The organism is Streptomyces sp. XH2, assembly GCF_049725035.1.
GTDB lineage: Bacteria > Actinomycetota > Actinomycetes > Streptomycetales > Streptomycetaceae > Streptomyces > Streptomyces roseoverticillatus.
Genome location: NZ_JBMMMZ010000003.1, coordinates 325,596 through 351,856, shown reverse-complemented (window position 1 = coordinate 351,856; position 26,261 = coordinate 325,596). Strand labels below are relative to the sequence as shown.

The 26,261-nt window shown below is 70.8% G+C and carries 21 protein-coding genes, 1 tRNA gene and 1 pseudogene; 8 read left to right on the top strand and 15 right to left on the bottom strand.

Annotation, left to right across the window (positions count from 1 at the left end):
- Positions 1 to 81: 81 nt before the first annotated feature.
- Entirely contained in the window at positions 82 to 546 is a 465-nt protein-coding gene (locus tag ACOTKD_RS08630; protein WP_424888269.1) for a GatB/YqeY domain-containing protein, read from the bottom strand.
- Positions 547 to 665: 119 nt separating this feature from the next.
- Here ACOTKD_RS08630 and ACOTKD_RS08625 point away from each other — a divergent pair, with 119 nt between their 5' ends.
- The 4 genes from ACOTKD_RS08625 (at position 666) to ACOTKD_RS08610 (ending at position 4,144) form a co-directional block, all read left to right on the top strand.
- Positions 666 to 1,592, top strand: a complete 927-nt coding sequence (locus ACOTKD_RS08625; protein ID WP_424888268.1) for a metallophosphoesterase — start codon at positions 666 to 668, stop codon at positions 1,590 to 1,592.
- Positions 1,593 to 1,654: 62 nt separating this feature from the next.
- A complete protein-coding gene (locus tag ACOTKD_RS08620) occupies positions 1,655 to 2,413 on the top strand; it encodes a Pr6Pr family membrane protein (protein ID WP_424888267.1) in 759 nt (252 codons plus the stop codon).
- Positions 2,414 to 2,459: 46 nt separating this feature from the next.
- Positions 2,460 to 2,533: transfer RNA gene (locus ACOTKD_RS08615), tRNA-Pro, on the top strand.
- A gap of 306 nt (positions 2,534 to 2,839) precedes the next feature.
- Positions 2,840 to 4,144 (top strand): ricin-type beta-trefoil lectin domain protein, encoded by a 1,305-nt coding sequence (locus tag ACOTKD_RS08610; RefSeq protein ID WP_424888266.1) that lies wholly within the window; start codon positions 2,840 to 2,842, stop codon positions 4,142 to 4,144.
- A 123-nt stretch (positions 4,145 to 4,267) separates the two neighbouring features.
- Here the strand turns inward: ACOTKD_RS08610 and ACOTKD_RS08605 are convergent.
- The 7 genes and pseudogenes from ACOTKD_RS08605 to ACOTKD_RS08575 all read right to left on the bottom strand — a co-directional run.
- Positions 4,268 to 5,206 (bottom strand): annotated as a pseudogene (locus ACOTKD_RS08605) (hydroxyacid dehydrogenase); the annotation flags it as partial.
- A 163-nt stretch (positions 5,207 to 5,369) separates the two neighbouring features.
- Positions 5,370 to 6,905 (bottom strand): L-lactate permease, encoded by a 1,536-nt coding sequence (locus ACOTKD_RS08600; protein WP_424888265.1) that lies wholly within the window; start codon positions 6,903 to 6,905, stop codon positions 5,370 to 5,372.
- Positions 6,902 to 8,968, bottom strand: a complete 2,067-nt coding sequence (locus tag ACOTKD_RS08595) for an FAD/NAD(P)-binding protein (protein ID WP_424888264.1) — start codon at positions 8,966 to 8,968, stop codon at positions 6,902 to 6,904. The genes ACOTKD_RS08600 and ACOTKD_RS08595 overlap by 4 nt, the downstream gene beginning before the upstream one ends.
- Before the next feature lie 89 nt (positions 8,969 to 9,057).
- Positions 9,058 to 10,065 (bottom strand): 2,3-diaminopropionate biosynthesis protein SbnB, encoded by a 1,008-nt coding sequence (sbnB, locus tag ACOTKD_RS08590; protein WP_424888263.1) that lies wholly within the window; start codon positions 10,063 to 10,065, stop codon positions 9,058 to 9,060.
- A gap of 136 nt (positions 10,066 to 10,201) precedes the next feature.
- Positions 10,202 to 11,140, bottom strand: a complete 939-nt coding sequence (sbnA, locus tag ACOTKD_RS08585) for a 2,3-diaminopropionate biosynthesis protein SbnA (RefSeq protein ID WP_424888262.1) — start codon at positions 11,138 to 11,140, stop codon at positions 10,202 to 10,204.
- A gap of 350 nt (positions 11,141 to 11,490) precedes the next feature.
- On the bottom strand, positions 11,491 to 12,693 hold the full coding sequence (locus ACOTKD_RS08580; protein WP_424888261.1) for a lactonase family protein: 1,203 nt from the start codon (positions 12,691 to 12,693) through the stop codon (positions 11,491 to 11,493).
- Positions 12,694 to 12,801: 108 nt separating this feature from the next.
- Positions 12,802 to 13,080 carry a dsRBD fold-containing protein gene (locus ACOTKD_RS08575; protein WP_424888260.1) on the bottom strand — a complete coding sequence of 93 codons (279 nt, stop codon included), beginning with the start codon at positions 13,078 to 13,080 and terminating at the stop codon, positions 12,802 to 12,804.
- Positions 13,081 to 13,207: 127 nt separating this feature from the next.
- Here ACOTKD_RS08575 and ACOTKD_RS08570 point away from each other — a divergent pair, with 127 nt between their 5' ends.
- Positions 13,208 to 14,167, top strand: a complete 960-nt coding sequence (locus ACOTKD_RS08570; protein ID WP_424888259.1) for a phenylalanine 4-monooxygenase — start codon at positions 13,208 to 13,210, stop codon at positions 14,165 to 14,167.
- Positions 14,168 to 14,257: 90 nt separating this feature from the next.
- On the top strand, positions 14,258 to 16,165 hold the full coding sequence (locus ACOTKD_RS08565) for a prolyl oligopeptidase family serine peptidase (RefSeq protein ID WP_424888258.1): 1,908 nt from the start codon (positions 14,258 to 14,260) through the stop codon (positions 16,163 to 16,165).
- On the opposite strand, the gene ACOTKD_RS08560 is transcribed toward ACOTKD_RS08565, so the two are convergent.
- The 7 genes from ACOTKD_RS08560 to ACOTKD_RS08530 form a co-directional block, all read right to left on the bottom strand.
- Positions 16,050 to 16,931 carry an SURF1 family protein gene (locus ACOTKD_RS08560; RefSeq protein WP_424888257.1) on the bottom strand — a complete coding sequence of 294 codons (882 nt, stop codon included), beginning with the start codon at positions 16,929 to 16,931 and terminating at the stop codon, positions 16,050 to 16,052. The genes ACOTKD_RS08565 and ACOTKD_RS08560 overlap by 116 nt on opposite strands.
- 262 nt (positions 16,932 to 17,193) lie before the next feature.
- Positions 17,194 to 18,336: a hypothetical protein gene (locus ACOTKD_RS08555; protein ID WP_424888256.1), complete on the bottom strand. Its 1,143-nt coding sequence runs from the start codon at positions 18,334 to 18,336 to the stop codon at positions 17,194 to 17,196.
- Positions 18,333 to 18,911: a SigE family RNA polymerase sigma factor gene (locus ACOTKD_RS08550; RefSeq protein WP_424888255.1), complete on the bottom strand. Its 579-nt coding sequence runs from the start codon at positions 18,909 to 18,911 to the stop codon at positions 18,333 to 18,335. Before ACOTKD_RS08550 ends, ACOTKD_RS08555 begins: the two co-directional genes overlap by 4 nt.
- A gap of 363 nt (positions 18,912 to 19,274) precedes the next feature.
- Positions 19,275 to 20,381, bottom strand: a complete 1,107-nt coding sequence (locus ACOTKD_RS08545; protein ID WP_424888254.1) for an aspartate-semialdehyde dehydrogenase — start codon at positions 20,379 to 20,381, stop codon at positions 19,275 to 19,277.
- Positions 20,378 to 21,649, bottom strand: a complete 1,272-nt coding sequence (locus ACOTKD_RS08540; protein ID WP_424888253.1) for an aspartate kinase — start codon at positions 21,647 to 21,649, stop codon at positions 20,378 to 20,380. Before ACOTKD_RS08540 ends, ACOTKD_RS08545 begins: the two co-directional genes overlap by 4 nt.
- A 165-nt stretch (positions 21,650 to 21,814) precedes the next feature.
- The gene (locus tag ACOTKD_RS08535; protein WP_424888252.1) at positions 21,815 to 22,438 is read right to left on the bottom strand and encodes a PH domain-containing protein; all 624 of its coding nucleotides are present in this window, start codon (positions 22,436 to 22,438) and stop codon (positions 21,815 to 21,817) included.
- A gap of 72 nt (positions 22,439 to 22,510) precedes the next feature.
- Positions 22,511 to 22,849 (bottom strand): hypothetical protein, encoded by a 339-nt coding sequence (locus ACOTKD_RS08530; protein ID WP_424888251.1) that lies wholly within the window; start codon positions 22,847 to 22,849, stop codon positions 22,511 to 22,513.
- A gap of 191 nt (positions 22,850 to 23,040) precedes the next feature.
- On the opposite strand from ACOTKD_RS08530, the gene ACOTKD_RS08525 reads away from it, so the two are divergent.
- Both ACOTKD_RS08525 and ACOTKD_RS08520 read left to right on the top strand, forming a co-directional pair.
- Positions 23,041 to 23,472 carry a hypothetical protein gene (locus tag ACOTKD_RS08525; protein ID WP_424888250.1) on the top strand — a complete coding sequence of 144 codons (432 nt, stop codon included), beginning with the start codon at positions 23,041 to 23,043 and terminating at the stop codon, positions 23,470 to 23,472.
- 83 nt (positions 23,473 to 23,555) lie between these two features.
- Complete coding sequence (locus ACOTKD_RS08520) at positions 23,556 to 26,237, top strand: tetratricopeptide repeat protein (protein WP_424888249.1); 2,682 nt, start codon at positions 23,556 to 23,558, stop codon at positions 26,235 to 26,237.
- Positions 26,238 to 26,261: the final 24 nt, after the last annotated feature.

Genomic DNA, 26,261 nt, shown 5'->3' with positions numbered 1-26,261 from the left:
CCCCCCACCGCCCGGGGCCCCCGGCCCCCACCGGGGCGGGGCGCCCCTTCTCTTATGTATGCATGACCGCCTGGCTGTGGATCAGCCGGCGAGGAGCCGCTTGACCTCCGCGGCGACGCGGCTGCCGTCGGCGCGGCCGGCGACCTTGGGGTTCACGATCTTCATGACGGCGCCCATGGCCTTGGGGCCCTCGGCGCCACCGGCCTTGGCCTCGGCCACCGCCTCGCCGACGATGGCGGCGAGCTCCTCGTCCGACAGCTGCTTCGGCAGGTAGCCGGCGAGGACCTCGCCCTCCGCGCGCTCCCGCTCGGCCTGCTCGGCACGGCCGCCCTTGTCGAACGCGTCCGCGGCCTCACGGCGCTTCTTCGCCTCGCGGGTGATCACCTTCAGCACCTCGTCGTCGGAGAGCTCACGGGCGGACTTGCCCGCGGTCTCCTCGTAGGCGATGGCGGAGAGGGTGAGCCGGAGGGTGGAGGAGCGCAGCTCGTCACGTGCCTTGATGGCGGTGGTGAGGTCGTCGTGCAGCTTGGCCTTGAGCGTGGTCATGCCGCAATCTTCGCATTGGGCGACGGATGGCGCGCCGCATTAAGTCAGCGGGGCGGGTGGCACCTGCTCATCCACAGCCCGTGAAGGGCAAGTCCCCACGGTCTGCGACCATGTACCCCATGCGCGCTCGATACGGAGTACCCCTGGGAATCGCGGCAGTCGGCGCGGCCGGCCTCGCCTACGCCGCCGGCTTCGAGGTCCGGTCCTTCCGGCTGCGGCGGGTGACCGTGCCCGTGCTGCCCGCCGGGATGCGGCCGCTGCGGGTGCTCCAGGTCTCCGACATCCACATGGTCTCCGGGCAGCGCAAGAAGCAGCGCTGGCTGCAGTCGCTCGCGGGCCTGCGCCCGGACTTCGTGATCAACACGGGGGACAACCTCTCCGACACGGAGGGCGTGCCCGAGACGCTCGACGCGCTGGGCCCGCTGATGGAGTTCCCGGGTGCCTACGTCTTCGGTTCGAACGACTACTACGGGCCCAAGCTGCGCAACCCCGGCCGCTATCTGGTGGAGCGGATCAGCGGCCGGCACGGCCTCAACGGCAACGCCCCGGTGGTCGACGTGCCCCGCAACCCGTGGGAGGAGCTGCGCGACGGCTTCGACGCGGCGGGCTGGGTCAACCTGACCAACACCCGCGGCGACCTCAAGGTCGCGGGCTACGACATCGCCCTCACCGGCCTCGACGACCCGCACATCAAGCGCGACCGGTACGCGGAGGTCACCGGCGGCCCCCGCGAGGACGCGGACTTCTCCATGGCCGTCGTCCACGCCCCGTACCTCCGGGTCCTCGACGCCTTCACCGCCGACCGCTACCCACTGATCCTCGCCGGGCACACGCACGGCGGCCAGCTGTGCATCCCCTTCTACGGGGCACTGGTCACCAACTGCGACATCGACACCGACCGGGTCAAGGGCCTGTCCACCCACAAGGCCGGCGGCCACCGCTCCTACCTGCACGTCTCCGCAGGCTGCGGCACGAACCGCTACACCCCCGTCCGCTTCGCCTGCCCCCCGGAGGCCACCCTCCTCACCCTCGTCCCCCGCGACTGAGCCGCGCGACGGGGCAGGACAGGGCAGGGCAGGTTTCCGGAGCTCGCCCGTACGGTGGAGGGATGATCGACCCGAACCCCTCCACCACCCGCCGCGGCACGACCGGCGCGGCGGGCGTCCCCGCCTCCGCGGTCGTCCCGGCCGGCCGCCGCCCCTTCGCGGCGGCCTTCCGCGCGCTCGTGGCCCTGGCCGCGCTCACCGGCATCGTCCTGGACACGATCGACTCCGACGACCTGGGCAGGCTCTTCAGCTACTTCACGATCCAGTCCAACATCCTGGTCGCGATCACCTTCGCCTGGGCCGCCCACCGCGCCTGGACCGCGCGCCCGGCCCTCTCCCCGCGGATCACGGGCGCCGCGCTGCTCTACATCTCGATCACGGGCCTGGTCTTCCACTTCGTGCTCTCGAACGACTCCAGCGGGTTCGCCATGACCAGCGAGCGCACGCCCCTGGAATCGATCGCCAACCAGCTCCTCCACACCGTGACCCCGCTCACGGCCGCCCTCGACTGGCTCCTGCTCACCGCGCCCGGCGGCTTCCTGCTGCGCCACGCCGGGCAGTGGCTGCTCTACCCCCTCCTCTACCTCCCGTTCGCCCTGGTCCGAGGCGCCCTCCTCGACCCCGGCACCGACGGCCGCTACCCGTACCCCTTCCTGGACGTCGATCTCCACGGCTACGACGGCATCGCCACCAACGCCGTCACCTTCGGCCTGGCCTTCTACGCCCTGGCCCTCACCCTGCTCCTCCTCGACCGCGTACGCCCCCACCTGCACGGCTCCCGAAACCGGATTTCGCCTACGGGCTCCAGTCCGCTAAAGTAGAGCTCGTTGCGCCGGGGACCTGAGAAATCAGGGGCCCGGAGAACATCGGGGTGTAGCGCAGCTTGGCAGCGCGCTTCGTTCGGGACGAAGAGGTCGTGGGTTCAAATCCCGCCACCCCGACAGGTGAAACACCAGGTCAGAGGCCTGATCCGCGAAAGTGGATCAGGCCTCTTGCTGTTTTGCGCGAACCCCTGGGCACGGCTCCCCGCATGTGAGCCGCGACACAACGGTGTGCATGTAGAGCGGGGAGCCCGCGACGGCGGTAGGCGTCCCTTTTGTCTGTGCCGGAGGCAATGGCTTCGACGGCCGGCCCGGCTGGGTGATCGCTGTGGTTGCCGGGCCGCCTAGGATCGCAGCGCCCCTGGCGGACGGAGCGGTCACCGGCCGGGGCGACCAGTGAAGCAACGGGGAAAGGCCGATCAGAACATGCGACTTACCGGTAAGCGCCGAATAGCCGTCGCCGCCGCGGGTGCCGTGGCGGCAATCGCGGTGACCGTGCAGTTCTCGCCCGGTGCCTTTGGCACTGAGGGCTCCGGGAGCTCCGAGAGCACCACCACGGAGACGGCCGCGGCACCGGCGAACGAGCCGTCCGGCCAGGTGGATTCCGGTGTCTCCGCGACCGACGGGACCGTCTTCGACAACGGTGTGATGTCGCCGGGCACGGCACCCGCGCACACGAGGGCGGCGGTGGCCGCGGCACCGCAGGGCGAGGGGTGGAAGCTGGCCAACGGCATGACCAAGTCCCTGCCGACCGGCTACACGATCAAGTTCTACGACCAGCAGTCCGTGGACTGGCTGGGCCGCTACGTGAAGGCGTCCGCAGCCGACCTGAAGCGCATCACCAACCTGCCCGTCTCCGTCGACACCGCCCCCGTCGGCTGGAACTACTCCCGGCCCAAGGGCGAGATCGTCATCGGGGTGCTCAAGCGCCCGTGCGTGCCGCCGGCGGACAACGGCCAGACCGGCTGGAAGATCGTCCGTGACGGCTCGGGGACCCCCAATCTGAGCTGCGGTCTCATCTCCTCGTCGATCCCGGGCACCGTGACCAGCGGGCACGCCTACATCGACAGCGAGTTCTTCACCAAGGACGGCAAGCCCGCCCCGTCCTGGGGCGAGACGTTCATGCGCAACCACATCAGCCACGAGCTCGGCCACACCATGGGCCTGACGCACGCGGACCGCAGCGCGACGCGCGGCGACTGCGCCACGGGCAAGGACTCCGGCGAGAAGCCGGTGATGTGCACCGCGAACCACGGCTACCAGGACGGTCGTGTGGGCACCTACGTCCAGCAGTTCGACGCGCAGGGCCTGCGCTACCTCGCCGCCGGCGCCGGCGTGGCCGTTCCGCCCCAGGGCAAGGTGACCGGCCTCGGCGGCAAGTGCCTCGACGTCAAGGGCGGGAAGGCGGTCAACGGCACCCAGATCCAGCTCTACTCCTGCAACGGGTCGGTGGCGCAGTCCTGGATCCTGGGCAAGGACGGCACGTTCCGCGCGCTGGGCAAGTGCCTGGACAACGCGCGCAACGCGAGCGCCGACGGCAACAAGATCGAGCTCTTCGACTGCAACGGCGGCGCCTCGCAGCGCTGGTCGGTCAACGAGAAGGGGCAGATCGTGCACGTCGCTTCCGGCAAGGTCCTCGACGTGACCGGCGGCAGCACCGCCAACGGCACCAAGATCCAGCTGCACGCCGCCAACACCTACAAGCGCCAGCTCTGGACCGTCCCGAAGTAGCAGTCGCCGGCTTGAGGCACGGCCCCACGCGAACGGGCCCGGCTCCGTCGGAGCCGGGCCCGTTCGCGTCGTCGGGCGTCAGCTGAGCGCCTCGGCGAAGGGGCGCGGGGTGTTCAGCGGGGTGTTCACCGCGTCCGGGACCGGGGCGCCCTTCAGGGCCAGGGACACCGACCTCGCCACTTGCGTGCCCGCCTTCTCCTGGGCCTCTCGGGTCGAGGCGCCCAGGTGCGGGGTGACCACCACGTTGTCCAGGGCGAGGAGAGGGGAGCCCGCGGGAGGCTCGTTCTCGAAGACGTCCAGGGCCGCACCGGCTATGCGGCCGGTGCGCAGGGCGTCGGTCAGGGCGGCCTCGTCGATGATGCCGCCGCGGGCGACGTTGACGAAGTACGCGGTGGGCTTGGCCTTGCGGAGTTCCCGGTGACCGATGAGGCCGGTCGTCTCGGGGGTACGGGGAAGGTGGACCGTCACGAAGTCGGCGCGGGTGAGGAGGCCGTCGAGGTCGGTCAGCTCGATGCCGAGTTCCGTGGCGCGCTCCCCCACCACGTACGGGTCGTAGGCGATGACCTTCATGCCGAAGGCCGTCAGCCGCTCGGCCACCAGCACGCCGATGCGGCCCAGGCCCACGATGCCGAGCACCTTGCCCGAGAGTTCCACGCCCGTGAAGCGGCTGCGCTCCCAGGAGCCCTGCTTCAGGGCATGGTCGGCCTGCGGGACGTTGCGGGCCGCCGCCAGCAGCAGGGCGCAGGTCATCTCCGCGGCGCTGACGATGTTGGCCGTGGGCGTGTTGGCCACGAGGACGCCCGCGCGGGTGGCCGCGTCGACGTCGACGTTGTCGAGACCGACGCCCGCCCGGCCGATGACCTTGAGGCGGGGCGCGGCGTCGATGACCTCGGCGTCGGCGCGGGTGCCGCTGCGGACGAGCAGGGCATCGGCGTCCCGGACGGCTGCCAGCAGCGCGGCCCGGTCCGTACCGTCGACATGGCGGATCTCAACGCCTTCGCCCAGGGCGTCGATCGCCGCGGGCGAGAGTGGGTCAGCTATCAGGACTACCGGGGGCTTCATTCCAGTGCTTCCGTTCTTTCGCTCTGCGGTTCTATCGTTCTGCGGTTCTTTCGTCGTGCCGTGCTTCTGGTTTCGCTGTGCTTCTGGATTCGCTGTGCTTCTGGTTTCGCCGTTCACTCGCTCTGCGGCGCTTCTTACGTCTCTTACGTCTTCCGTTCCTCCGTCACTGCCACACGACCGCTATCGCACCCGTCGTCAGGAACACGAGCGCATGCACCGACAGCACCGTGCGCAGGACCCACCGCGTGTCGACCGGGCGGCTCGTCGCCGTCTCCGCTTCCGCCGGGGCCTGCAGCACCGGCGTCGCCGTGCGGCCCCCCGATGCGGATACGGACTCCCGGGCCGGCACGACCGCCGCGGCCGCCGGCCCCGGCGCGTTCTCCGCCAGCTGTGCCGCCAGGACGACGCGGGCACTGGAGGCGCCCGAGGCGAGCGCCGCGCTCACGTTCTGCACCGCCACAAGGTGGCCGGTGGAGTAGCCGAGGGCCTCGGCGGTGTTGGCCTGGCTGGCGGCGAACATCGCGTTGGCGCCCGTGTTGGAGCCGGCGAGGAAGCCGCCGATGGCGCCGATCCAGGGCGCGAGCACGAGATACGAGGAGCCGATCGAGGCGCAGGCCTCGGCGAGCTCCTGGCTCATGCCGGTGACGGTGAGCAGGGTGCCCAGGGTCAGGAACACGACCGTCGTCAGGGTCACCTGCCACCAGCGGCCGAGCGCCGCGCGAGCGGCCGTGCCCAGCACGGGCTCACCGGCCCCCAGCAGCTTCGGCGTGAGGACGGCGGTCAGGAGCAGCCAGCCGCCGGGGCCGGCGACGACCGTCCACCAGCCTTCCTTGACGCCCGCCGACTCCAGGACCAGCCGGCTCACCAGGAGGCCGGCGACGAGGAAGCCGTACGGGGAGAGGGTGCGGCCTATGGACTCCCGCTGCGCGCCCGCGCCGGCCTGCTCCAGCAGCCGCGAGACCAGCAGCAGGACGACCATGGTGACGAGTCCGCCGAGGACGCCCGCCAGCGGCACGCCGATGAAGGTGTTGACGGCCCAGACGGTGCCCCAGAGGGCCGCCACGGCCAGGATCAGGTCACCGGCCGAGGCCACGGCACGGCGCACGCCGAGCGCGACGATCAGTGCGGCCGATCCGGTGATGAGGAAGACCGGCGCGGAGAGGAAGGCGGAGTCGATGCCCAGTTGCTGGAAATCGACCCCTCCGAGCTCCGCCGCGACCAGGCTGCCCGGCGCCAGTGACCCCCAGGGCACCGTCACCAGTCCCAGCAGGCCGACCACCGCGGCCTTCGCCGGCGGCAGGCCCAGTTGGCGCAGGAGGGGAATGGCCACGATGACGCCGATGCCGAATCCGGTGAGGGACTCGGCGAAAGGCGTCACTCCAAGCATGACGAGCAGCACTGCACGGCTGGGCGAACTGCAGGCGCTGCCTATCCAGTTGCCCAGGCGCGACTGTGCGCCGGTACGGGTCATCAGCTCGCTGAGCAGGATGCCGCCGAAGAGGATCGCGGCCAGTTCGACGATCGTCGGCAGCATGTGCTGTTCGGCGTGGCCGAGTTCACCGAGCGGCGTACGGAAGGAGGTGGCCGTGATGACGATTGCGGTCGCCAGGGCCGACAGGGCCGCGTAGAGGGCGCGTACCCCGAAGGCGAGGAGTCCCAGCGTGACGAGGATGGGGAGGGTTGCGAGAGCAGCGTTCACAGAGCCACCTTTGCGGATGGCGTCTCTGTGGGTGACTCCTTTTCGGACACCTCTGCCGCAATAGAGCCCTCCGTCTCGCCCCCTGCCCCGCTCCCTGCCTCGCCCTCCGCTTCACTCGCCGCCGCGCCCGCCGCCTCACCCGCCGCCGCGAGCATCTCCACCACGCTCCTGTGAGCGTCACTCAGCGCCCGCGAGAACCCGCCCGGCGACGGCACGTAGTGGTTGTAGAACGTGGTGCCTTCGGACAGCGGGCCGAGCACCCACATGCGTTCGTCCGCCGCGCCGTCGCCGCCGACCGGGTGCAGGCCGCGCGTGAGGTCCACGCCCCGGCTGTTCGCCACGGCGGAGCGGTGCCGGCGGATGACGCCCGTGCGGACCAGGCCGGCGAGCAGCCGGCTGCCCGTGCGCTCGACGTCCGGCTGACCGGACGTGGCGTGGCAGAGCCAGTCGGCGGTGGCGGAGTACGGCTCGGCCAGGCGGGTGGAGGACAGCCGCCAGCACCCGCCCGCCTCGTCCCAGGCCACCTCCGGCTCGGGGCCGAACGGGACGGCGGCCACCCCGGCCCGCAGCAGGGCGAGCAGCTCCTGGTGCCGGTCCAGCTGGGGGCCGGTCACGGACCGGTTCAGTACGGCGGTGAAGGACCCGTAGAACTCGTCGTGGGACTTCTCGTCGAGCCCCGCGAAGTCGACGGCCCTGCGGATCAGCTCACGGCGGTCGCGGAGCACCTCCAGCGCGGCCTTGACCGGGCTGCCGGCCAGGCCCCGCTCGGCCTGCTCCAGGTCTTCCGCGAGGCGGGCGCCGTACCAGTCCTGGTAGGCGCGGCTGCCGGAGAGGTCGCCCGGTTCGGGGAAGAGCAGTTCCTCCGGGTCCAGGAGCCCGAAGGCGGTGCGGTGCTCGGCGTCCAGCCTGTCCAGCTCGGAGTCGAGGCGTCCGGCCGCCACGGCCTCGCGGAGGGCGTCCGCCGTACGGTCCTCAGCCGTACGGTCCTCCGCCCCCCTACGGTCCTCAGCCGTACGAGCCTCGGCCGCCCCGTCCTCGGCCGCCCGGCCCCCGTCGCCACCGACCAGTCCGGCGCAGCGGAGGTGGAAGGCTATGCGCATCTCGGTGCGGATGAGCGGCAGCAGGTCGCCGTGGAGGCTCAGGCCGCCCTCGGGAGCGTCGGCCCGCAGGCGGTCGACGGCCTCCGCCGTGAACACCAGGGGCTCGTACAGCCGGCCCTGGCGGTTGGCCCGCGGGCGGGCGCGGAAGGGCAGCCCCGTACGGGAGTACAGCAGGATGCGGGGCTCGGCTCCGCTCGGGACGTACTGCAGCGTCCCGTCGGTGGTGGTGTACCTGCCGCCCCGGCCGAGGGTGAGCGCCGCGAGGGCGTCCATGCCGGACAGGCCGGTGCCCGCGAGGGCGACCGTCTGTCCGGGCCGGATGCCGGCGAACCGGCTCACCGGCGGGTAGATCTCGCGGATCCTGCGGTGCTCCCCCAGCGGCCGGTCCTGCTCGGGCAGGGCGGCCGGCGGGGTGTGTCCGGTGGTGAGGAAGACGTACGGGGCGGACAGGACGCCGCCGTCGTCGAGGACGATACGGCGGCTGCCGTCGGGCAGGGCCGTGAGTTCCACGGCCTCGGTCCGGTGGAACCGGATCACCAGGTGGTCGGGCGCGCGGTCCACGACACGCCGGAGGAACCACGAGAGGTACTCGCCGAGGATGCGCCGCGGAAGGTAGTCGTCCGCGCGTATCTCGCGGCCTGCGGAGCCGAGCGTGTAGCCGTCCTCGGCCATCCGGAGGCCGCGTTCACGGACCCACTCGTACAGGTTGGGCCCACGGTCGGCGACGGTGTCGCCGACCGTCGCCTCCTCGGGGAACGGCGAGACCTGCCTGCATGTGGTGTTGAGCAACAGGTAATCCGGCTGGGCCGGGTCGTGAATACCAATGGCGTCGCACCGCGGATCGACGATGTCGACGGTGAAGGGCCTGCCGCCCCATTCGGGGGCCGAGGTCAGGGTGACGATCCGCTCCAGGACGCCGAGGCCCCGGGAGCCGAAACCGATGATGCAGACACCGGGTTCCATGGACAAAGAGGTCGCGGAAGGGGTCGTGGAAGACGTCAGGGAAGAGGTCGTGGAAGAGGTCGTGGAAGAAGTCGTGGAAGAAGTCATCGTCACCACCGACGGGTCTCACCGAAGAAGTCCGGCACGTCGACGGCCTCGCCGCTCTCCCGCGCCGTGCGGTAGACGTGCATGCCGACGGCGAGGTCGAGGACGCCCAGCCCGAACGGGGAGAAGATCACCGGACGGTCCTTGACGGGCCGGACGTCGCCGCGGATGACGTCCGCGAGCGTGCCGTCGATGAAGTCGCGGTGTCCGTACTTCTGCTCGGCCAGGTGCGGCGAGGTGTTGGCGGTCATGCAGTGCTCGACGTCGTCGAGGATGTTCTGCGCCCCCAGGATGATCTCCGGGCCGATGTCGCGCAGCGAGACGTTCAGGACGACCTGGCCGGCGGCGAAGGCCGCGGGGTCCGTGATGTACGGCTCGCCGGCCGTGGTGGCGAGGACCACGAGGTCGGAGCCGGTCAGGGCGGCCGTCAGGTCGTCCTCGGTGGTGGTCCGGTGGCCCAGCGAGGAGGTGGCGTACTCGGCGAAGGCCTTGCTGTACTCGGGCAGCCGGTCGTGGATGACCAGCTCGTCCACGGACCACTCCTGGGCGGTGAAGAACTCCAGGATGTTGCGGGCGATGATGCCCGCGCCGACGATGGTCAGCCGCTTGGCGGTGCGTCCGCCGGTCAGCTGTTCCGCCGCCAGGACGGCGGAGGCGGCGGTACGCGCCGCGCTGATCTGGGAGGCCTCCAGGCAGGCGAAGGGGTAACCGGTCTCGTAGTCGTTGAGCAGGAGGGCCGCGGAGGCGCGCGGGAACCCCTTGGTGATGTTGGCCGGGAAACTGCTGATCCACTTGATGCCCGCGACATCGGACTTGCCGCCCAGGTAGGCGGGCAGCGCGATGATGCGGCTGTCGGGCTTGTCGGGGAAGCGCAGGAAATAGCTGTTGGGGTTGACCGACTCGCCCGCGTGGTGGGTCAGGTAGGTGTCGCGCACCTCCGACACGATCTGCTGCCGTGTGCGGCCGATGATGTCTCGGGCGGTCTTTCCGCCGATGACGCTGAACTCGAACATCGCTGTCCCTTCAGAAATTCAGGAATGAGGTCTTCAGGCTTCAGGCTCGGACTTCAGAATTCAGATTTCAGAATTCATACTTCGGGCTTCAGACTTCGGGCTTCGGGCTTCGGGCTTCGGGCTTCGTGAATCACGACTACGCCGGAACCCGTTGCCCGAACCGTTCCTGCACCCACGCGTCGTCGTAGATGGTGCTCAGATACCGGTCACCGAGGTCGGGCGCGATCGCCACGACCCGTGCCCCGGAAGGGATTTCCGTCCGCTGACGCTCGACAGCGGCCAGTACCGACCCGGTCGAGCCACCGGCCGCGATGCCGCGCTGCGCCGCCAGCAGGCGGCACATGCGGACGGCTTCGATCTCGGGAACCATGGCCACGTGCTCGATGTGCTCGATCCGTTCCGGGTCGAGGATCTCGGGCCGCCGGCTGGTGCCCAGCCCCGGTATGTGGCGCCTTCCGGGCGGGTTTCCGAAGGTGACGGAACCGACGGTGTCGACGGCGATCACCTTCGTCTGCGGGGAGTTCTCCCGGAAGTACGCGATGCAGCCCATCAGTGTCCCGGTGGTTCCGGCTCCGACGAAGAGATAGTCGACGTCGAACCCCTGCTTGACGATTGCGGCCGCCGTGCGCTCGTAATGCGCCCTGGGGTTGGCCGGGTTCGCGTACTGGTTGGGCCAGACGAGTGAGGGATCGTCGGCGATGCGCCGGTGGATGTAGTCGATGCGGGACTGCAGGTAGCCCCCGTTGCTGTCCCGCCGGTCGACGGATACGACCTCCGCCCCGTAGGCCTGCATCAGCGCGATGCTGTGGGCGGACGTGTTGGGGTCGACCACGCAGGTGAAGCGGTAGCCGCGGGCGGCGCACACCGAGCTCAGCGCGATGCCGAGATTGCCGGAGGAGGATTCGATGACGTGCCCGCCGGGCGTCAGGAGACCCCGGTGCTCCGCATCCTCCAGCAGGCCGACAGCGGCTTTCATCTTGATGGAACCGGCCGGGTTGAAGCCTTCGACCTTGAGCAGGAGATTGACCCCTGATATGAAGCCGGACAGGTCGAGAAAAACGTCGTCCAGAATCATTTCGTGAGTGCTCTGATAGATCATTGATCGCCTCGCATTTCCGCGTACCCCGGGGTTTCCCCGTGTCCCGGGCGGGCCGGCGTGGCGGCGGGCTGCGGCAGGTGGGAGTATCACCGACCTGCTCTGTTCCGCCGGCCTGCTGTTACGGGCGCGTCAGCGCAAGCGGAATGAGGAGAGGCAGTAGGAAACGCGTACTCCACATGAGATCCCCCCGTTGCGCGGCGGCAGGCCGGGCCGCCACTCCCTGGTGATCAACTCTGGCCCGGACGCGCCGCGTCGGTCCATGAGAACCCATGACGACAAGTCGTCAGTCGAGTTCTCGTCACCGACTAAAAAGGGGGTAAACAATGTCAAAAGCGAACCAGGGCGCAGGCGGCCCCCGGGGCGGGGTACGGGGCTCCGGAAGGAGTCAGACGGCCGCTGCCCGGATCCGCCCGGAACACCGTCACGGAGCCTGATCGCTGGTTCGCCGCGAAGAGCAGGCGCTCGTCGGGGGAGAAGGCGATGTGGCGCGGGAAGTCACCGCGTACCGGAACGGTGTTCAGCAGGCGCAGCCTCGCGCCGGACGCCTCGACGGCATAGCGGGCGATGCTGTTGTGACCCCGGTTGGCGAGGTAAGCGAAACGGCCCGACTTTCCGACCAGGATGTGCGCCGGATAGTTCCTGGCGCCGCCGGTGCCGGAGCCGGTGGGGCGCGCGGGCCCGGGGCTGAGATCACCCGTCGACGGATCGTAGGCACAGACGACGACCGTGTTGTCGAGTTCGTTCGCCACGTATGCGAACTTGCCGCGGGGGTGGAAGGTCAGATGGCGCGGGCCCGCTCCCGGAGCGAGGCTCACATGGGTAATTCGCGTGAGTCGCCCGGAGGTTGGGTCGAGGCGATACGTGTACACCGTATCGTTGCCGAGATCCACCGCGAGTACGAAACGGCCGTCGGGGCTGGTGATGATCTGGTGGGCGTGCGCGCTCTCCTGGTCCGGGCCGGGCGGGGGGACGAGGTGCGCGACCACGTCGGACGGTTCGGCCAGGGCGCCCGTTGCGTCGATCGGGTGAACGGCCACGCTGCCCGAGAGGTAGTTGGCGGTCAGCAGCCAGCGGCCGCTCGGGTGGACCGATACATGGCACGGCAGGGCACCGCCGGTGGTCCGCGTCCCCAGGATCCGGCGGTCGGCCAGCCGGACGGCCGTCACCGTGCCGTTCTGCCGCTCGTTGACGGCGTAGAGGGTGTGGCCGCGCGGGTGCAGCGCCAGGTAGGACGGATCGGCCACCCCCTCGATCACCCCCGCCGCGGTCATCCGCCCTGTCTTCCGGTCGTACGAGGCGAGGCCGATGCCGACGCCAAGGCCGGTGCTGGTGCTGGGCCCGGAGCCGGCGGCCCCCGAGGCGCCGCCTCCGCCCAGGTCGGACGTGTACGCGCCGAGGAGGACGACGCCCGGGGGCGCGGGTGCGGAGGGCCGGCCGGCCCCGAGCGTGGCCCCGGCTGCGAGCCCGGCGAGCCCCGTCAGCAGACCACGCCGCCCGGAAGCGCGTCGTTCTGTCTCGTGATTGGCCATCTCCCTTGTAGTAAAGCCTGGGATAGGCGGGATCAAGGTCGGACGCCACGCCGAAATCGGCGTCGGGATGGTTCAGTCGGGACGTCCGGGTGGTTCAGCCGGGACAATTCAGGAGGCGAGAGATCCCTTGACCGGTTGATGCGTGTGCGACTCGATGTCGTGCGCGGCATTGTCGAGCAGCTTGTTGGTGAGGTCCGCGAGAGCGCGGGCCGCTGCGAGTTCGTCGCCGATGGCGGGGTCGTTCTGGTCGGCCGGATTGCACCGGGCGACGCCGTGCCCCACCAGTTGCCGTTGCCCGCCCTTGCCGATCAGCGTGGCGTCGGCGGTGACCTTGCGGCCTTCTTCAGTGATGTCGATCTGGGCGTTCCACGCCGTCTTGGTCGTCATGACAAACCTCCTGTACGCAGGGCGGCCCACAGTCCACGCTGGCACCGGTACGGGCCCGGCGCATCTCAAGCCGCGATCCGACAGGGCGCGGGTTACTCTCTGATGCCCTCTGGGCACTTTGTGTGTCATGAGTCATGTCTGGTCACGCACGCCGGTGACGCCCGAGGGCCGGCTCGGCACGGCGGCGCAGCACCCGGGACGGAGCGACAGCCTGTATCTGCGGCGGCGGAACGCCGTGGCGCGGCTCGCCCGCGGGCACCGCGTCGGCGCCCCCTCCCCGGCCGTGGAGTACACCGAGGCCGAACACGCGACCTGGCGCACGGTCCACGGCGCGCTGGGCGGGGCGCACCGGGCGTACGCCTGCCGGGAGGTCCTGGACGCCGTGGAGGCGGCACCGATCCCGGCCGATCACGTACCGCAGCACGCGGAGGTCAGCGAGCGGCTGAAGCCGCTGACCGGGTTCGCGTTCACACTCGCGGGTGGTTTCGTGGAGAACCGGCGCTTCCTGGGAGCGATGGCGGACGGCTATTTCCACGCCGTGCAGTTCGTCCGCCATCCGTCGGTGCCGCTGTACACGCCCGAACCGGACGTGATCCACGACGTGTTCGGGCATGGCATCCATCTCGCATCGCCCCGGTTCGCGGAGCTGTACCGCATGTTCGGGCGTACGGCGATGCGCCTCGAAACGCCCGAGGCTCTTGATCTGATCAGCCGGGTGTACTGGTTCACGCTCGAGTTCGGCGTGATGGCGAGTCCCGGACCGGGGAACGGATCGGGGAATTGGTCGGGGAACGGATCGGGGAGCGGATCGGGGAGCGGGCCTTGGGCGGGCCCGCCCAAGGCCTACGGCGCGGCGCTGCTGTCCTCGTACGGCGAGCTCGCGCGGCTGGACCGGTGCGAGGTCCGGGAGCTGGACGTGCACGCGGTCGTCGCGACTCCCTACCGGGTCTCGGGCTACCAGCCGGTGCTGTTCGGCGCGCGGTGCCTGAACCACCTCACGGACCTGCTGGCCGGTTTCCTGGCCGACTTCGACGACGACACGGGCGACCGGCTGGGCCTGCGCCCGGTACCGGGAGACCGGTCCTGAACCTGCGGCAACGCCTAAGCGGAATGGGAGTTTTCCACAGGCTGGGGCTCGTCTGGACGCCCGGCCCGCGCTCCGGCGCAGAATGGGTCCATGACTGAGAGCAACGGGGCCGAGCTGAATGACGAGAGGCCCGGCGCGGCCGTGCCGGGCGCCATGCCGGACTGGGAGAAGCGCTTCCGGGCGCCGCGGGTCGGGCTGCCGAGATGGGCGAAGGACGCCCCCGACCGCGCGCTGTTCGTGTCGAACGTGACGGGCACCTTCGAGGTGTACGCGTGGGACAGGGCGACGGGCGGGCAGCGGCAGGTGACCGACCGGCCGAACGGGACGACGGGCGGGGTGCTCCCGCCCGACGGCGAGTGGATCTGGTGGTTCGCCGACACGGACGGGGACGAGTTCGGCGTGTGGATGCGCCAGCCCTTCCACGGCGGTCCCGACGAGCCCGCCACGCCCGGCCTGGAACCCTCCTATCCGGCCGGACTGGCCCTGGGCAGGGACGGCACGGCCGTGGTCGGCCGCTCCACGGACAAGGGCGGGTCCACGGTCCACGTGGCGCGGCCGGGTGCCGCGCCCGTGGAGATCTACCGGCACGCGGAGTCGGCGGGTGTCGGCGGCATGTCGTACGACGGCACTCTGATCGCGATCGAGCACACGGAGCACGGCGATGCGATGCACTCGGCCGTCCGGATCGTGCGGCCGGACGGCAGCGCCGTCGCCGAGCTGGACGACACGCGGGGCGGCACGGAGGAGCTGGGCCTGGCGGTGATGGGCTTCGCGCCGGTGGCCGGGGATTCCCGGCTGCTCGTGGGGCACCAGCGGCGGGGCCGCTGGGAGCCGATGCTGTGGGACGCCGCGACGGGCGAGGAGACGGCGCTGGCCGTCGACCTGCCGGGCGACCTGGACGCCGGCTGGTATCCGGACGGTTCGGCGCTGCTGATCGAGCACAGCTTCCAGGCCCGCAGCGAGCTGTTCCGCTACGACCTGGCCGAGGGCTCGCTGACCCGCCTCGACACCCCGGCGGGCACGGTGTCGGGCGCGCTGCCGCGGCCGGACGGGAGCGTGGAGTTCCTGTGGTCCTCGGCCGCCGAGCCGTCGGCGGTGCGGTCCACGACGGGGCAGGTCGTGCTGGATCCGCCGGCGCTGCCGGGCGGGGTCGGCCGGGCTCCGGGCTCCGTGCCGGTCGAGGACGTGTGGGTGGAGGGTCCCGGCGGCAAGGTGCACGCCCTGATCCAGAAGCCGGAGGGCGACGGCCCCTTCCCGGCGGTCTTCGACATCCACGGCGGCCCGACGTGGCACGACAGCGACGCCTTCGCCGCGGGCCCCGCGGCCTGGGTGGACCACGGCTACGCGGTCGTCCGCGTCAACTACCGGGGCTCGACGGGCTACGGCCGGGCATGGACGGACGCGCTCAAGCACCGGGTGGGCCTCATCGAGCTGGAGGACATCGCGGCCGTCCGGGACTGGACGGTCTCCGCGGGGATCGCAGACCCCGAGCGGCTGGTGCTGGCGGGCGGGTCGTGGGGCGGCTATCTGACGCTGCTCGGCCTGGGCACCCAGCCGGAGGCCTGGGCGCTGGGCCTGGCCGGCGTGCCCGTCGCGGACTACGTGACGGCCTATCACGACGAGATGGAGGCCCTGAAGGCCCTGGACCGCACGCTGCTGGGCGGCACTCCGGAGGAGGTGCCGGAGCGCTACGCGGCCTCGTCACCGCTGACGTACGTCGAGCAGGTGCGGGCGCCGGTCTACATCTCCGCGGGCATGAACGACCCGCGGTGCCCGATCCGCCAGATCGAGAACTACGTGGAGCGGCTGGAGCAGCGCGGCCACCCCCTGGAGGTGTACCGCTACGACGCGGGGCACGGCTCCCTGGTGGTGGAGGAGCGGATCAAGCAGCTCCGGCTGGAGATCGCTTTTGCGGAGCGTCACCTGGGCCGTCCGGCCCGGAATCGTCCGGAGCCTGCCCGTCCGGAGCCGTCCCGCCCGGAGCCTGCTCCGGAGTGATGCCGAGGGCCCGGTCCCGTGCGGCCTCCGCCTCTCGGCGGAAGAGCCTGGCCCACATGAACAGCACGAAGCCGGCGAAGACGAACCACTCCCCGGTGTAGCCGAGGTTCTGGAAGGCCTTGAGGTCCAGGCCGCTGCCCGGGGCGGCGGCCGGGGGCACCGGGGTCATGGCCCCGTCCGCCGCCGTGGCGGTGATCCACGCGTCGTGGACCCCGTACGGCACGACGTTGACCAGTGAGGCGGCGCTGATCACGCCGAGCTGGCCGGCGGGCAGGCCGCCCCCGGCCCGTACGCCCTTGGAGCCGGGGCTCTCCGAGGACTGGAGGGCTCCGGTGACGGTCACGTGGCCGGCCGGCGGGGCCGGCACCTTGGCGGTGTCGGCCTTGGAGTCCGCGTCGCCGGGCAGCCAGCCGCGGACGACGGGAAGGGCCTTGCCGTCGTCCGTGCGCAGGAGGGTCAGCACGTAGAAGCCCTCGCGGTCGTCCAGCATCCGCTCGGGCACGAGCAGCTGGTGCTCGGCGTCGTAGCGGCCGGAGGCGGTCGCCTTGCGGCCGGAGGTCTCGGTCGTCACGGGGAGGAGGTCGCGCAGCGGCTCGGCCGCGGCCTCGCGGGCGTCGTCGGCCTGCGTCTGCTGCTCGCGGTGCGAGTCGACGCGCGTTTCGAAGCGGCCGAGCTGCCAGCTGCCCATGAAGAGACAGAAGGGGATGGCCACCACGGTGAAGACGTTGATCGCCCACCAGCGGGGAGTCAGCAGGAACCGATACACACCACCACGGTACGGGCACGGCCGCGGGGACCGGCACCGCCCCCTGCCGCGGCGCCTTCGCCGGGATTGCGGCAACGCGACGGTGGCGGTGCCGGTCCGTTCCGCCGGACCCTCACCGCTGCGGTGCAGCGCCGTTGCGGCGGGCGTTGTTTTCGCCGCCCGGTGGAAGCGGAAGCTTCTCGGGGCGCCGTGGGGACGCCCCCGGCGGTGGCTGGAGAAGGCAGCCGGAGGTGGCACACCAGGACGCGGCAGTCCGGGCGCCTCAGCCCGCCGGGACGATCGGGCCGGTCCGGTAGACGGTGCCGGCGCACGCGTCGTCGATCTTGGCGTCCGCGATCGCGGGCTCGCCCACGTCCGGCGTGTGGCTGAGGACGATGCTCGGCGGGGGCGTGGGCGGCGGCGAGTCCGGCACGACCGGCTGCTGCTGGGTCGCCGCGGAGGAGCCGGCCGGGGAGGCGCTGGCACCGCCGCCGGCGGAAGGCGCCGGGGAGGCGCCGCCGCCGGGCTTGGCGCAGCCGTTGCTCCCGCCGTCGCCGGCCGGGATCCAGGCGAACTTCACCTCGTAGGCCTGCCCGGGCTGCAGGATGACCTCGCTGGGCTCGCTCGTCGGGTCGGGCAGGCCGGTCGCGGCGTCGCCCGGGGTGTGGTCCACGACGGAGACGCGACCGCTCTCGGCGCTGCCCCGCGGGCTCGCCGCGACGGTCCCCGGCCCGCCCACCGTGCAGACGGAGCGGGAGACGTTGACCACGCGGAAGGCGCCGTAGACGCGTCCGTCGCGGCCGGCCGGGCCGACCGTGCCGCTGCCCTTGCCGAGCTGGTCCCGGTCGCAGGTCGGGGAGACGGCGGCGAAGGTGTTCGTGGGCGCGGGAGGGATGCCTGCGGGGGAGGAACCGGCGGGCTTCGGTTCGTTGCCCTTCTTCCCCTCTTCCTTGCGCTCTTCCCGCTTCTCGTCGTGGTTCCGGGCCTCGCCCTCGTCGGGGCGCCCGGGGCCGTCGCTCACCCCGTCGGGCTCGGTGTCCGGCTCCTCGGGGGTGTGACGGCTGCTGGCCGTGTTGGCGTGGCGGTCCTCGACCGCGTCACCGGTGGTGGCGACGTGGACGACGGCGGGCAGGGCCGTGCCGCCGAGGATCAGCGCGGCCGCGGCGCCCACGAGGGCCTGCCTGCGGCGGGTGCGCCGGGCCGGCACGGCGCGCCGGATCTGCTCCAGCGAGTCGGGGGCGGGCTCGATGTCCCCGACGGCGCCCTGCAGCAGCTGCCGGAGCGTCTGCTCGTCCATGCCGCTTCCGTGCACATCACTGCCGTGCGCATCGCTGCCGCGCATACCGCTGCCGTGCATACCGGTGTCGTGCATGCCCCCGCCGTGCTCGTCGGCGGGGCCGGGCCCGTCGTATGGGGGGCGGGTCATACCGGAGCCTCCATGGCGACGCGGAGCGCCGCAATGCCCCGCGACCCGTACGCCTTGACCGAGCCGAGCGAGAGGCCCAGGGTCTCGGCGACCTGGGCCTCGGTCATATCGGCGAAGTAGCGGAGGACGAGGACTTCCCGCTGGCGGCGTTGCAGTCCACGCATCGCTTTGATCAATTGGTCGCGCTCCAGCTGTTCGTACGCACCCTCTTCCGCGCTCGCCATGTCGGGCATCGGCTTGGAGAGCAGCTTCAGCCCGAGGATCCGGCGGCGGAGCGCGGAGCGGGACAGATTGACGACGGTCTGCCTCAGATAGGCGAGGGTCTTTTCGGGGTCCCGGACCCGGCCGCGCGCGGAGTGCACGCGTATGAACGCTTCCTGGACCACGTCCTCGCAGGAGGCGGTGTCGTCGAGGAGCAGCGCGGCAAGGCCGAGCAGGGACCGGTAATGGGCCCTGTAGGTCTCGGTGAGGTGGTCGACTGTGGTGCCCGCTGCCATTGCTTCGTCAGCGTCCCCCCGCTGGGGCGGGATCTGGGCGGCGGGGCGGGCGGTCGGCCAGGGAGCGATCACCGGCATGCCGCCCGACGGGTGGGAACGCGGACGCAGTGCACTGCCGCCGCGCCTCGGGGCGGTTGCGATGCTGATGACCTCTGCCACGCCTGTTGGACACGCTTCCCCCCGTCAGGGTTGTACACGCGAGGCGCCGCGTCTGACGATGCGCCGCGTGACGATGCGTCATATGCCCTCATGCGTACCAGCTCTTCCTCAATGCCCCGGTTTTGCTACCGCCCTGAGAGACGGCAGCAAAGACGCCCCCCGGCCCGCTGGCGGTTGCAGTGGGCGGGGAGCGCATCGTCGAACACTTCATCTGCCCAGTTCAAGAGGTCTGGACCAACGACTTGATCACAGGACCTGCAAGACCTTCACCACTTCTCCAGATTAGGGAGTGGTCAGCTCCGCCGCCACGCATTCGGCGACCTGAGCCGTGTTCAGCGCCGCTCCCTTGCGCAGATTGTCTCCGCAGACGAAGAGGTCGAGCGCCCGCGGATCGTCCGGGGACCGGCGCACCCGGCCGACCCACGTCGGATCGGTGCCCACCGCGTCGGCGGGCGTGGGGAACTCCCCCTCGGCGGGGTCGTCCACGAGCACGACCCCCGGCGCGCTCGCCAGGATCTCGTGGGCCTGCTCCACCGTGACCTCGTTCTCGAACCGCGCGTGCACGGCCAGCGAGTGCGTGGTGATCACGGGGACCCGTACGCACGTCGCCGCGACCCGCAGCGACGGCAGCCCCAGGATCTTGCGGGACTCGTCCCGGATCTTCAGCTCCTCGGAGGACCAGCCGTCCTCCCGGAGCGAGCCCGCCCACGGCACCACGTTCAGCGCGAGGGGCGCGGGGAAGGGGCCGAGCCCGTCGCCGACCGCCCGGCGCACGTCGCCGGGCTGCGTCCCCAGCGAGGAGCCGGCCACCGCGGTGAGCTGTGCCCGCAGCGTGTCGACGCCGGCCTTGCCCGCCCCGGAAGCCGCCTGGTACGAGGAGACGACCAGTTCGCTGAGGCCGAATTCGGCGTGCAGCGCGCCCACCGCGACGATCATCGACAGCGTCGTGCAGTTCGGGCTCGCAATGATGCCGCGCGGCCGTACGCGCGCCGCGTGCGCGTTCACCTCGGGCACCACCAGCGGCACGTCCGGGTCCATCCGGAAGGCCGCGGAGTTGTCCACGACGACCGTGCCCTTGGCGGCGGCGATCGGCGCCCACTGCGCCGAGACCTCGTCCGGCACGTCGAACATGGCGACGTCGACGCCGTCGAACGCCTCCTCGCTCAGCGCGACGACCTCGGTCTCCTCGCCGCGCACGGTGAGCCGGCGCCCCGCCGAGCGCGGGGAGGCGACGAGCCGGATCTCGCCCCACACGTCCTGCCGCGTGGAAAGGATCTCCAGCATGACCGTGCCGACGGCGCCGGTGGCGCCGACGACGGCGAGCACCGGCTTACGGCCCGCCCCGGCACCCGCGAAGGTGCCGGTACGGGCCGCGGGGCCGGAGGTCATCGCCCGGTGCCTCCGTAGACGACGGCCTCGTCGTTCTCGCTGTCCAGGCCGAAGGCGGAGTGCACCGCGCGGACGGCCTCGTTCACGTCGTCGGCACGGGTGACGACCGAGATGCGGATCTCGGAGGTCGAGATCAGCTCGATGTTCACCCCGGCGTTCGACAGCGCCTCGAAGAACGTCGCCGTGACGCCCGGGTTGGTCTTCATCCCCGCGCCGACCAGCGAGATCTTCGCGATCTGGTCGTCGTAGCGCAGCGAGTCGAAGCCCACGCGCGCCTTCGTCCGCTCCAGCGCCTCGACGGCCTTGCGGCCCTCGGTCTTCGGGAGGGTGAAGGAGATGTCGGTCAGGCCGGTGGACGCCGCGGAGACGTTCTGCACGACCATGTCGATGTTGATCTCGGCGTCCGCGATCGCCCGGAAGATCGTCGCGGCCTCGCCCGGCTTGTCCGGCACCCCGACGACCGTGACCTTGGCCTCGGAGGTGTCGTGCGCGACGCCCGAGATGATCGCGTTCTCCATCGGCTGGTCCCCTCGCGGTTCGTTGCTGACCCAGGTGCCCTGGAGCCCCGAGAAGGACGAGCGCACGTGGATCGGGATGTTGTAACGGCGTGCGTACTCGACGCAGCGGTGCAGCAGCACCTTGGAACCGGAGCTCGCGAGCTCCAGCATGTCCTCGAACGAGATCCAGTCGATCTTGCGGGCCTTCTTCACCACCCGCGGGTCGGCCGTGAAGACGCCGTCGACATCGGTGTAGATCTCGCAGACCTCGGCGTTCAGCGCGGCGGCCAGGGCGACGGCGGTGGTGTCGGAGCCGCCGCGGCCCAGGGTCGTGATGTCCTTGCTGTCCTGGGACACGCCCTGGAAGCCGGCCACGATCGCGATGTTGCCGGAGTCCACCGACTGCTGGATGCGGCCCGGCGTGACGTCGATGATGCGCGCCTTGCCGTGGACCGCGTCCGTGATGACACCGGCCTGGCTGCCGGTGAACGACTGCGCCGCGTGGCCGAGGTTTTTGATCGCCATCGCCAGCAGGGCCATGGAGATCCGCTCTCCGGCGGTCAGCAGCATGTCGAACTCACGCCCGGCAGGCATCGGCGAAACCTGCTCGGCGAGATCGATCAACTCGTCCGTCGTGTCACCCATCGCGGAAACCACGACGACCACCTGGTGGCCGTTCTTCTTGGCTTCCACGATTCGCTTGGCAACCCGCTTGATGCCCTCGGCATCGGCAACGGAGGAGCCTCCGTACTTCTGCACGACAAGGCCCACGTGCGCTCCTCGCAGCTCTGTGTAATGCGGTCGGCTCAGTCTAACGAGCGGCCGGATTCAGCCATGCCGATATCGCATGCTGAGACGTGTCGCCCGCGTCATGATCGCGAACGGTACGCCGTCGGACCGCTCATGATCGCTCTTGCCCTCTGCGGCCGGAGCCACTCACTTTGTGAGCTGCACCATACGGGGCGCGGGGTGGTCCGGGGCGGCGGGGCCGGTGCCGGCGGCCGCGGTGGCCACGCCGGTGGCCGGGGTGGGCGCGCCGGTGGCCGCAGTGGGCGCGGTGGCCGCTTTCCAGCGCGCCACCATGTCTGCGTGGACGGCGTACATCCGCGGCTCGGTGGAGAGGGCGGGCAGCTTGCGGCGCCGGCCGTTCCGCAGCCGGACCCGGATGTAGAGGTTGTGGTACGGGCCGTCGCTGCAGAAGACGTGCTGGTCGATCACGATCTCCGTAATCTCCTGCCAGGGCATGAAGTGAACGCCACGGAAACGGCGCGTCCGCAGCCCGTCGTCGGCGACCCATGTACGGGCCCAGTGGGCGAAGGCCACTGCGCCGAGCATGAGGGGAAACGAGAGGATCGCCACCGCCGCCGCTGCGTGGCGCGCCAGGAGCCGGTCGTCATCGGGCAGATCGGCGAAGTAGCCGATGTAGGTGCTCCAGCCCATGGAGAAGGTCACCCAGTACAGGGCGGCGAGCCCGGCGAGGGCCCAGAAGGCCGCGGAGATCCGCCAGGCGACGCCCGTGACGCGGTATTCGTCCATGCCGTTCACCTTGCTGTCTCCCATGAACCCATATGGGTCCTTCAAGATCACATAACAGGGCAGACAGTATGCGGAGCGCGCCGGTTGATCCAGCGATCAGGGAGCGGTTCCAGCGGCAGGGCGGGCCGGCGGGAGGATGGACATGACGCCGCGGAGCGTCTCATCGCAGACGTCCGGCGCAGGGGGCATCACATCGCTGAGGATGAGCACGTCGGAGCCGTCCGCGCCCCGGAGGTCCGGGTGCAGGCCGTTGCTGAGGAAGGTGATTCCCTCGCGGCGGTGCTCCATCTCCAGCACGCTCCGGGCCCCGTGGAACTCGACGACCACGGCCGTCCCGGCCGCAACGACGTGCTCTGTCCCCCACGGCTCGAAGCAGAGCCACAGGTCCCGCTCACCAGCGCGGACCGTCAACCGCGAGACGGTTGCTTCACTCACCGTTCCTCCTGACGCCCAGGCTCCAGCTGGGCACGTACTAGCTGGTCAAGAAGGTACTGACAGCGCCTTCCGGGCCGCGCACCCGGCTCGGCACGCAAGGCGGAAGCCCGGCACCGCCCAGCGGTAACGACCCGGCCACAAACGACACTTGCCGGATGCGGCGCTTATCGGCCACGAGGACGATGCCGTACATGACCGGACAGGTGCAGGCACGGTGGGGCGGGGCGGCCGCGGCGGCGGCTGTGGTGGGGCTCGGGGTGTACTTCGCGCTGGCGGGGTGGGACGCGGCGCAGCGGTGGGCCACGGTGCTGGGTTTGTTCGTGGGACTGGCGGGGCTGTGGGTCGCGGTGGCCGGTTTGCGCCGCGGGCGGCGGGAAGCGGCGGGCGGTCAGGGGGTGGTCGGCAGCTCGGTCGGGGGCGGGGTGGCGCAGGTCCACCGCACGTGCGGGAACGTACGGATCCGGCATACGGGTGGGCCGGGAACGGCGTCGGGTACGCCGCTCGTGCCGGGCCCTGCCGCGCCCCCGGGGAACGGCCAGACCGTTTCCGGCAGCGCGGTCGGCGGGCCGGTCGACCAGGTCCGTGAGGCGGGTGGAGATGTCGACATCGAGCAGGGCCCGTGAAGTGGCCGAGGCGGCGCCCGGCCGCCGGGCCGGAGACGTACGGCCGCGGCTCGTGGGTCGCGGGGTCGGTCGTCTACGGGTCCGTGGTGCAGGTGACGGGTGTGACGGGCGATGTGTCCGTCACCGGCGGGGAGTCCCCGCTGTACCGGGTGGACGCCTTCCCCTCGGCCCCTGCCCGGCTGACGGTCGAGGAGGCCCGGGCCCAGCCGGCGCGGCTGCTGCTGGCCCGGCAGGGAGTCGTCCCCTTTACGGGGCGGTCCGCCGAGCTGGCGCGGCTCGCGGAGTGGCGTGACGGCGCGCCGTCTGTGTCGGTGCTGCTGTTGCACGGGCCGGGCGGGCAGGGCAAGACGCGGTTGGCGGCGCGGTTCGCGACGCTGAGCTGTGAAGCGGGCTGGGACGTACTGCAGGCGCGACATGCGAGCGACCCGGCGCCGGTGGGGTCCGCGGCGTGCCGGAGGGACGCCGCCGGAACCGGCGTACTGATGGTGGCCGACTACGCCGAACGGTGGCCGGTCACCGACCTGCTGGAGCTCATGCAGGACGCAGCACGCCAGGAGGGCCGCCCGGCCCGGGTGCTGCTGGTGGCCCGGCCCGCGGGGGCGTGGTGGCAGCCGCTCGCCAACCGGCTGGACCGGATGGGCCTGGCGACGGACCAATTGCCGCTGCCGACACTGGCGGATGACCCGATCACGAGTGCGGGGGACCTTTTCGCGGCGGCGCGGGAGCGGTTTGCTGCCGCCCTGGAGGCGCCCGGGGCACCCGGTATCTTCCCGCCGCCCGTCGTACTGTCCAAAGACTCCGGCTCCCGGTCGGTCCTCGCCATCCACATGGCGGCGCTGGCAGAGGTCGACCGCGTACGCCGTAACCCGGAGCAGGCGGAGACCGGCCTGAACACTCCGGCCCAGTTCTCCGCCTACCTCCTGAACCGTGAACGTGACCACTGGCAGACGCTCCACGCCAACGGCCGCGTCACGACGCCCCCGGACGCGCTCGGCCGAGCCGTCTATACGGCGGCTCTTACGGGTGCCGTGACGTATCAGGACAGCCGCGCGGCCCTGACAGCGATCGACGCGTGCCCGGACGGGGACGCGGCCCGGCTCCTCATGGACCATGCGGTGCCGTATCCGTCCTCCACCCCGCACGCCGGAACCGTGCTGGAGCCCCTCTATCCGGACGTCCTCGCCGAGGACTTCATCGCGCTGACCACGCCTGGGCACGGGGTGGAGGACTACACGCCGGATCCGTGGGCCACGGGTGCCGTCGGAAGGCTCCTGACCGGCGAAGGCGGGCCGCCGGGGTGGACCCGGCCGGCCGTTTCCACGCTTGTCGCCGCCGCAAGGCGGTGGCCCCACCTCATCGAAGACGAACTCGCACCGCTGTTCCTTGCACGGCAGGACCTAGTACTCGCCGCAGGCGACATCGCTTTCGTGGCCGACATGATGCTCGCGACTCTCCCTCACACCGTCCTACTGCGCGCCGCAGAGCAGATTCCACGCCCGCGGAACACCGACGACGCGCGCATCGCCGCGCTGACTGCCCGGCTCGTACCCAAGCTGATCGCCAACCTTGAGGACCCGGACGGGCGAGCCGATATGTACCTCTACCTAGCGGAACGACAGTTGTCCGCAGGCCGCCACGACGATGCAGTGATCGCAGCCGAACAGGCATTGGCCATCCTGCGGCCGCTCGCCGCAGATGACCCTGCTGAATACGAGCCTCAGCTCGCCCTCGCGCTGACTCGACTCGGTTCCTGCTTGTCAGGTGCCGGACGGCACGAGGAGGCGGCAGCCACTCAGCGCGAAGCACTCGCGATCTGGGAAAGGTGGCCACAAGATGCCTATGCCGAATACGAGGAGGAGTATGCCAACGCACTCTCCGAACTGAGCGACTATCTGTCACGCGCAGGGCGCTCGGACGAGGCTCTGACTGTCAGCCGGAAGGCCCTCGACGTGTGGCCGCAAGCGAAGGAGGACGAACCTGTCGAACGCATGCACGAACTGTCCATATTCCTGTCCGCCCATGCTCTCCGGCTCGCGAGAGCCGGAGAGAAGGAAGAGGCACTGGCCACGGCCAGAGAAGCAACGGGGATCTTTCGGCAACTGGCGGAATCCTGGCCGAACACCTTTGAGCCCGCATATGCCCTGTTGCTGGACAACCTCCTTCGTTACTCGCTCTTGGCAGACCGGCACGCAGAAGGGCTGAACCCCGCAACGGAGGCTGTCGCGGTCTGGCGGCGATTGGCAGCAGGCGATCCAGTACACATGCCCGAACTCGTCAGCGCACTGTCCCGCCTCGCCGACCTGCTGTGGGAGGCAGGACGGAGGGAAGAGTCCCTGCGCACGCGCTATGAGGGCCTGCTCATCCTCAATCAGCTGACCGCCAGGAGTTCCGTGACATACGCCCCCGCCCTGGCCGAAGCGCTACGCGTCTTCACCCACCGCCTGTTCGAGGCAGGCCGGCTGAGAGCAGCAACCGATTTCGCCCGCAGAACCCTGAAACTGGACCGGCACCTGTTAGCCGGTACCCGCGACAACGCATACGAGTTCCGGATCGTCAGCATGCTGATGCTGCTGACGACGATGCTGATCCTTCAACGAAGCGAACTGCACAACGCGCTGGACGCTCTCAACGAATGCGAAGCGCTCGTCCTACGGTCGACTGCATGGGAACCCGAGCGATCTGCCGAAGCCCTGCAAAAGGTAGGGACACTCAAAAAATTGGTCCTTGAAGCCCACGGTCGCGCCGACGAGACCGAGCAGGGGTGACCCCTGCGTGCGCAGCTCGGGCAG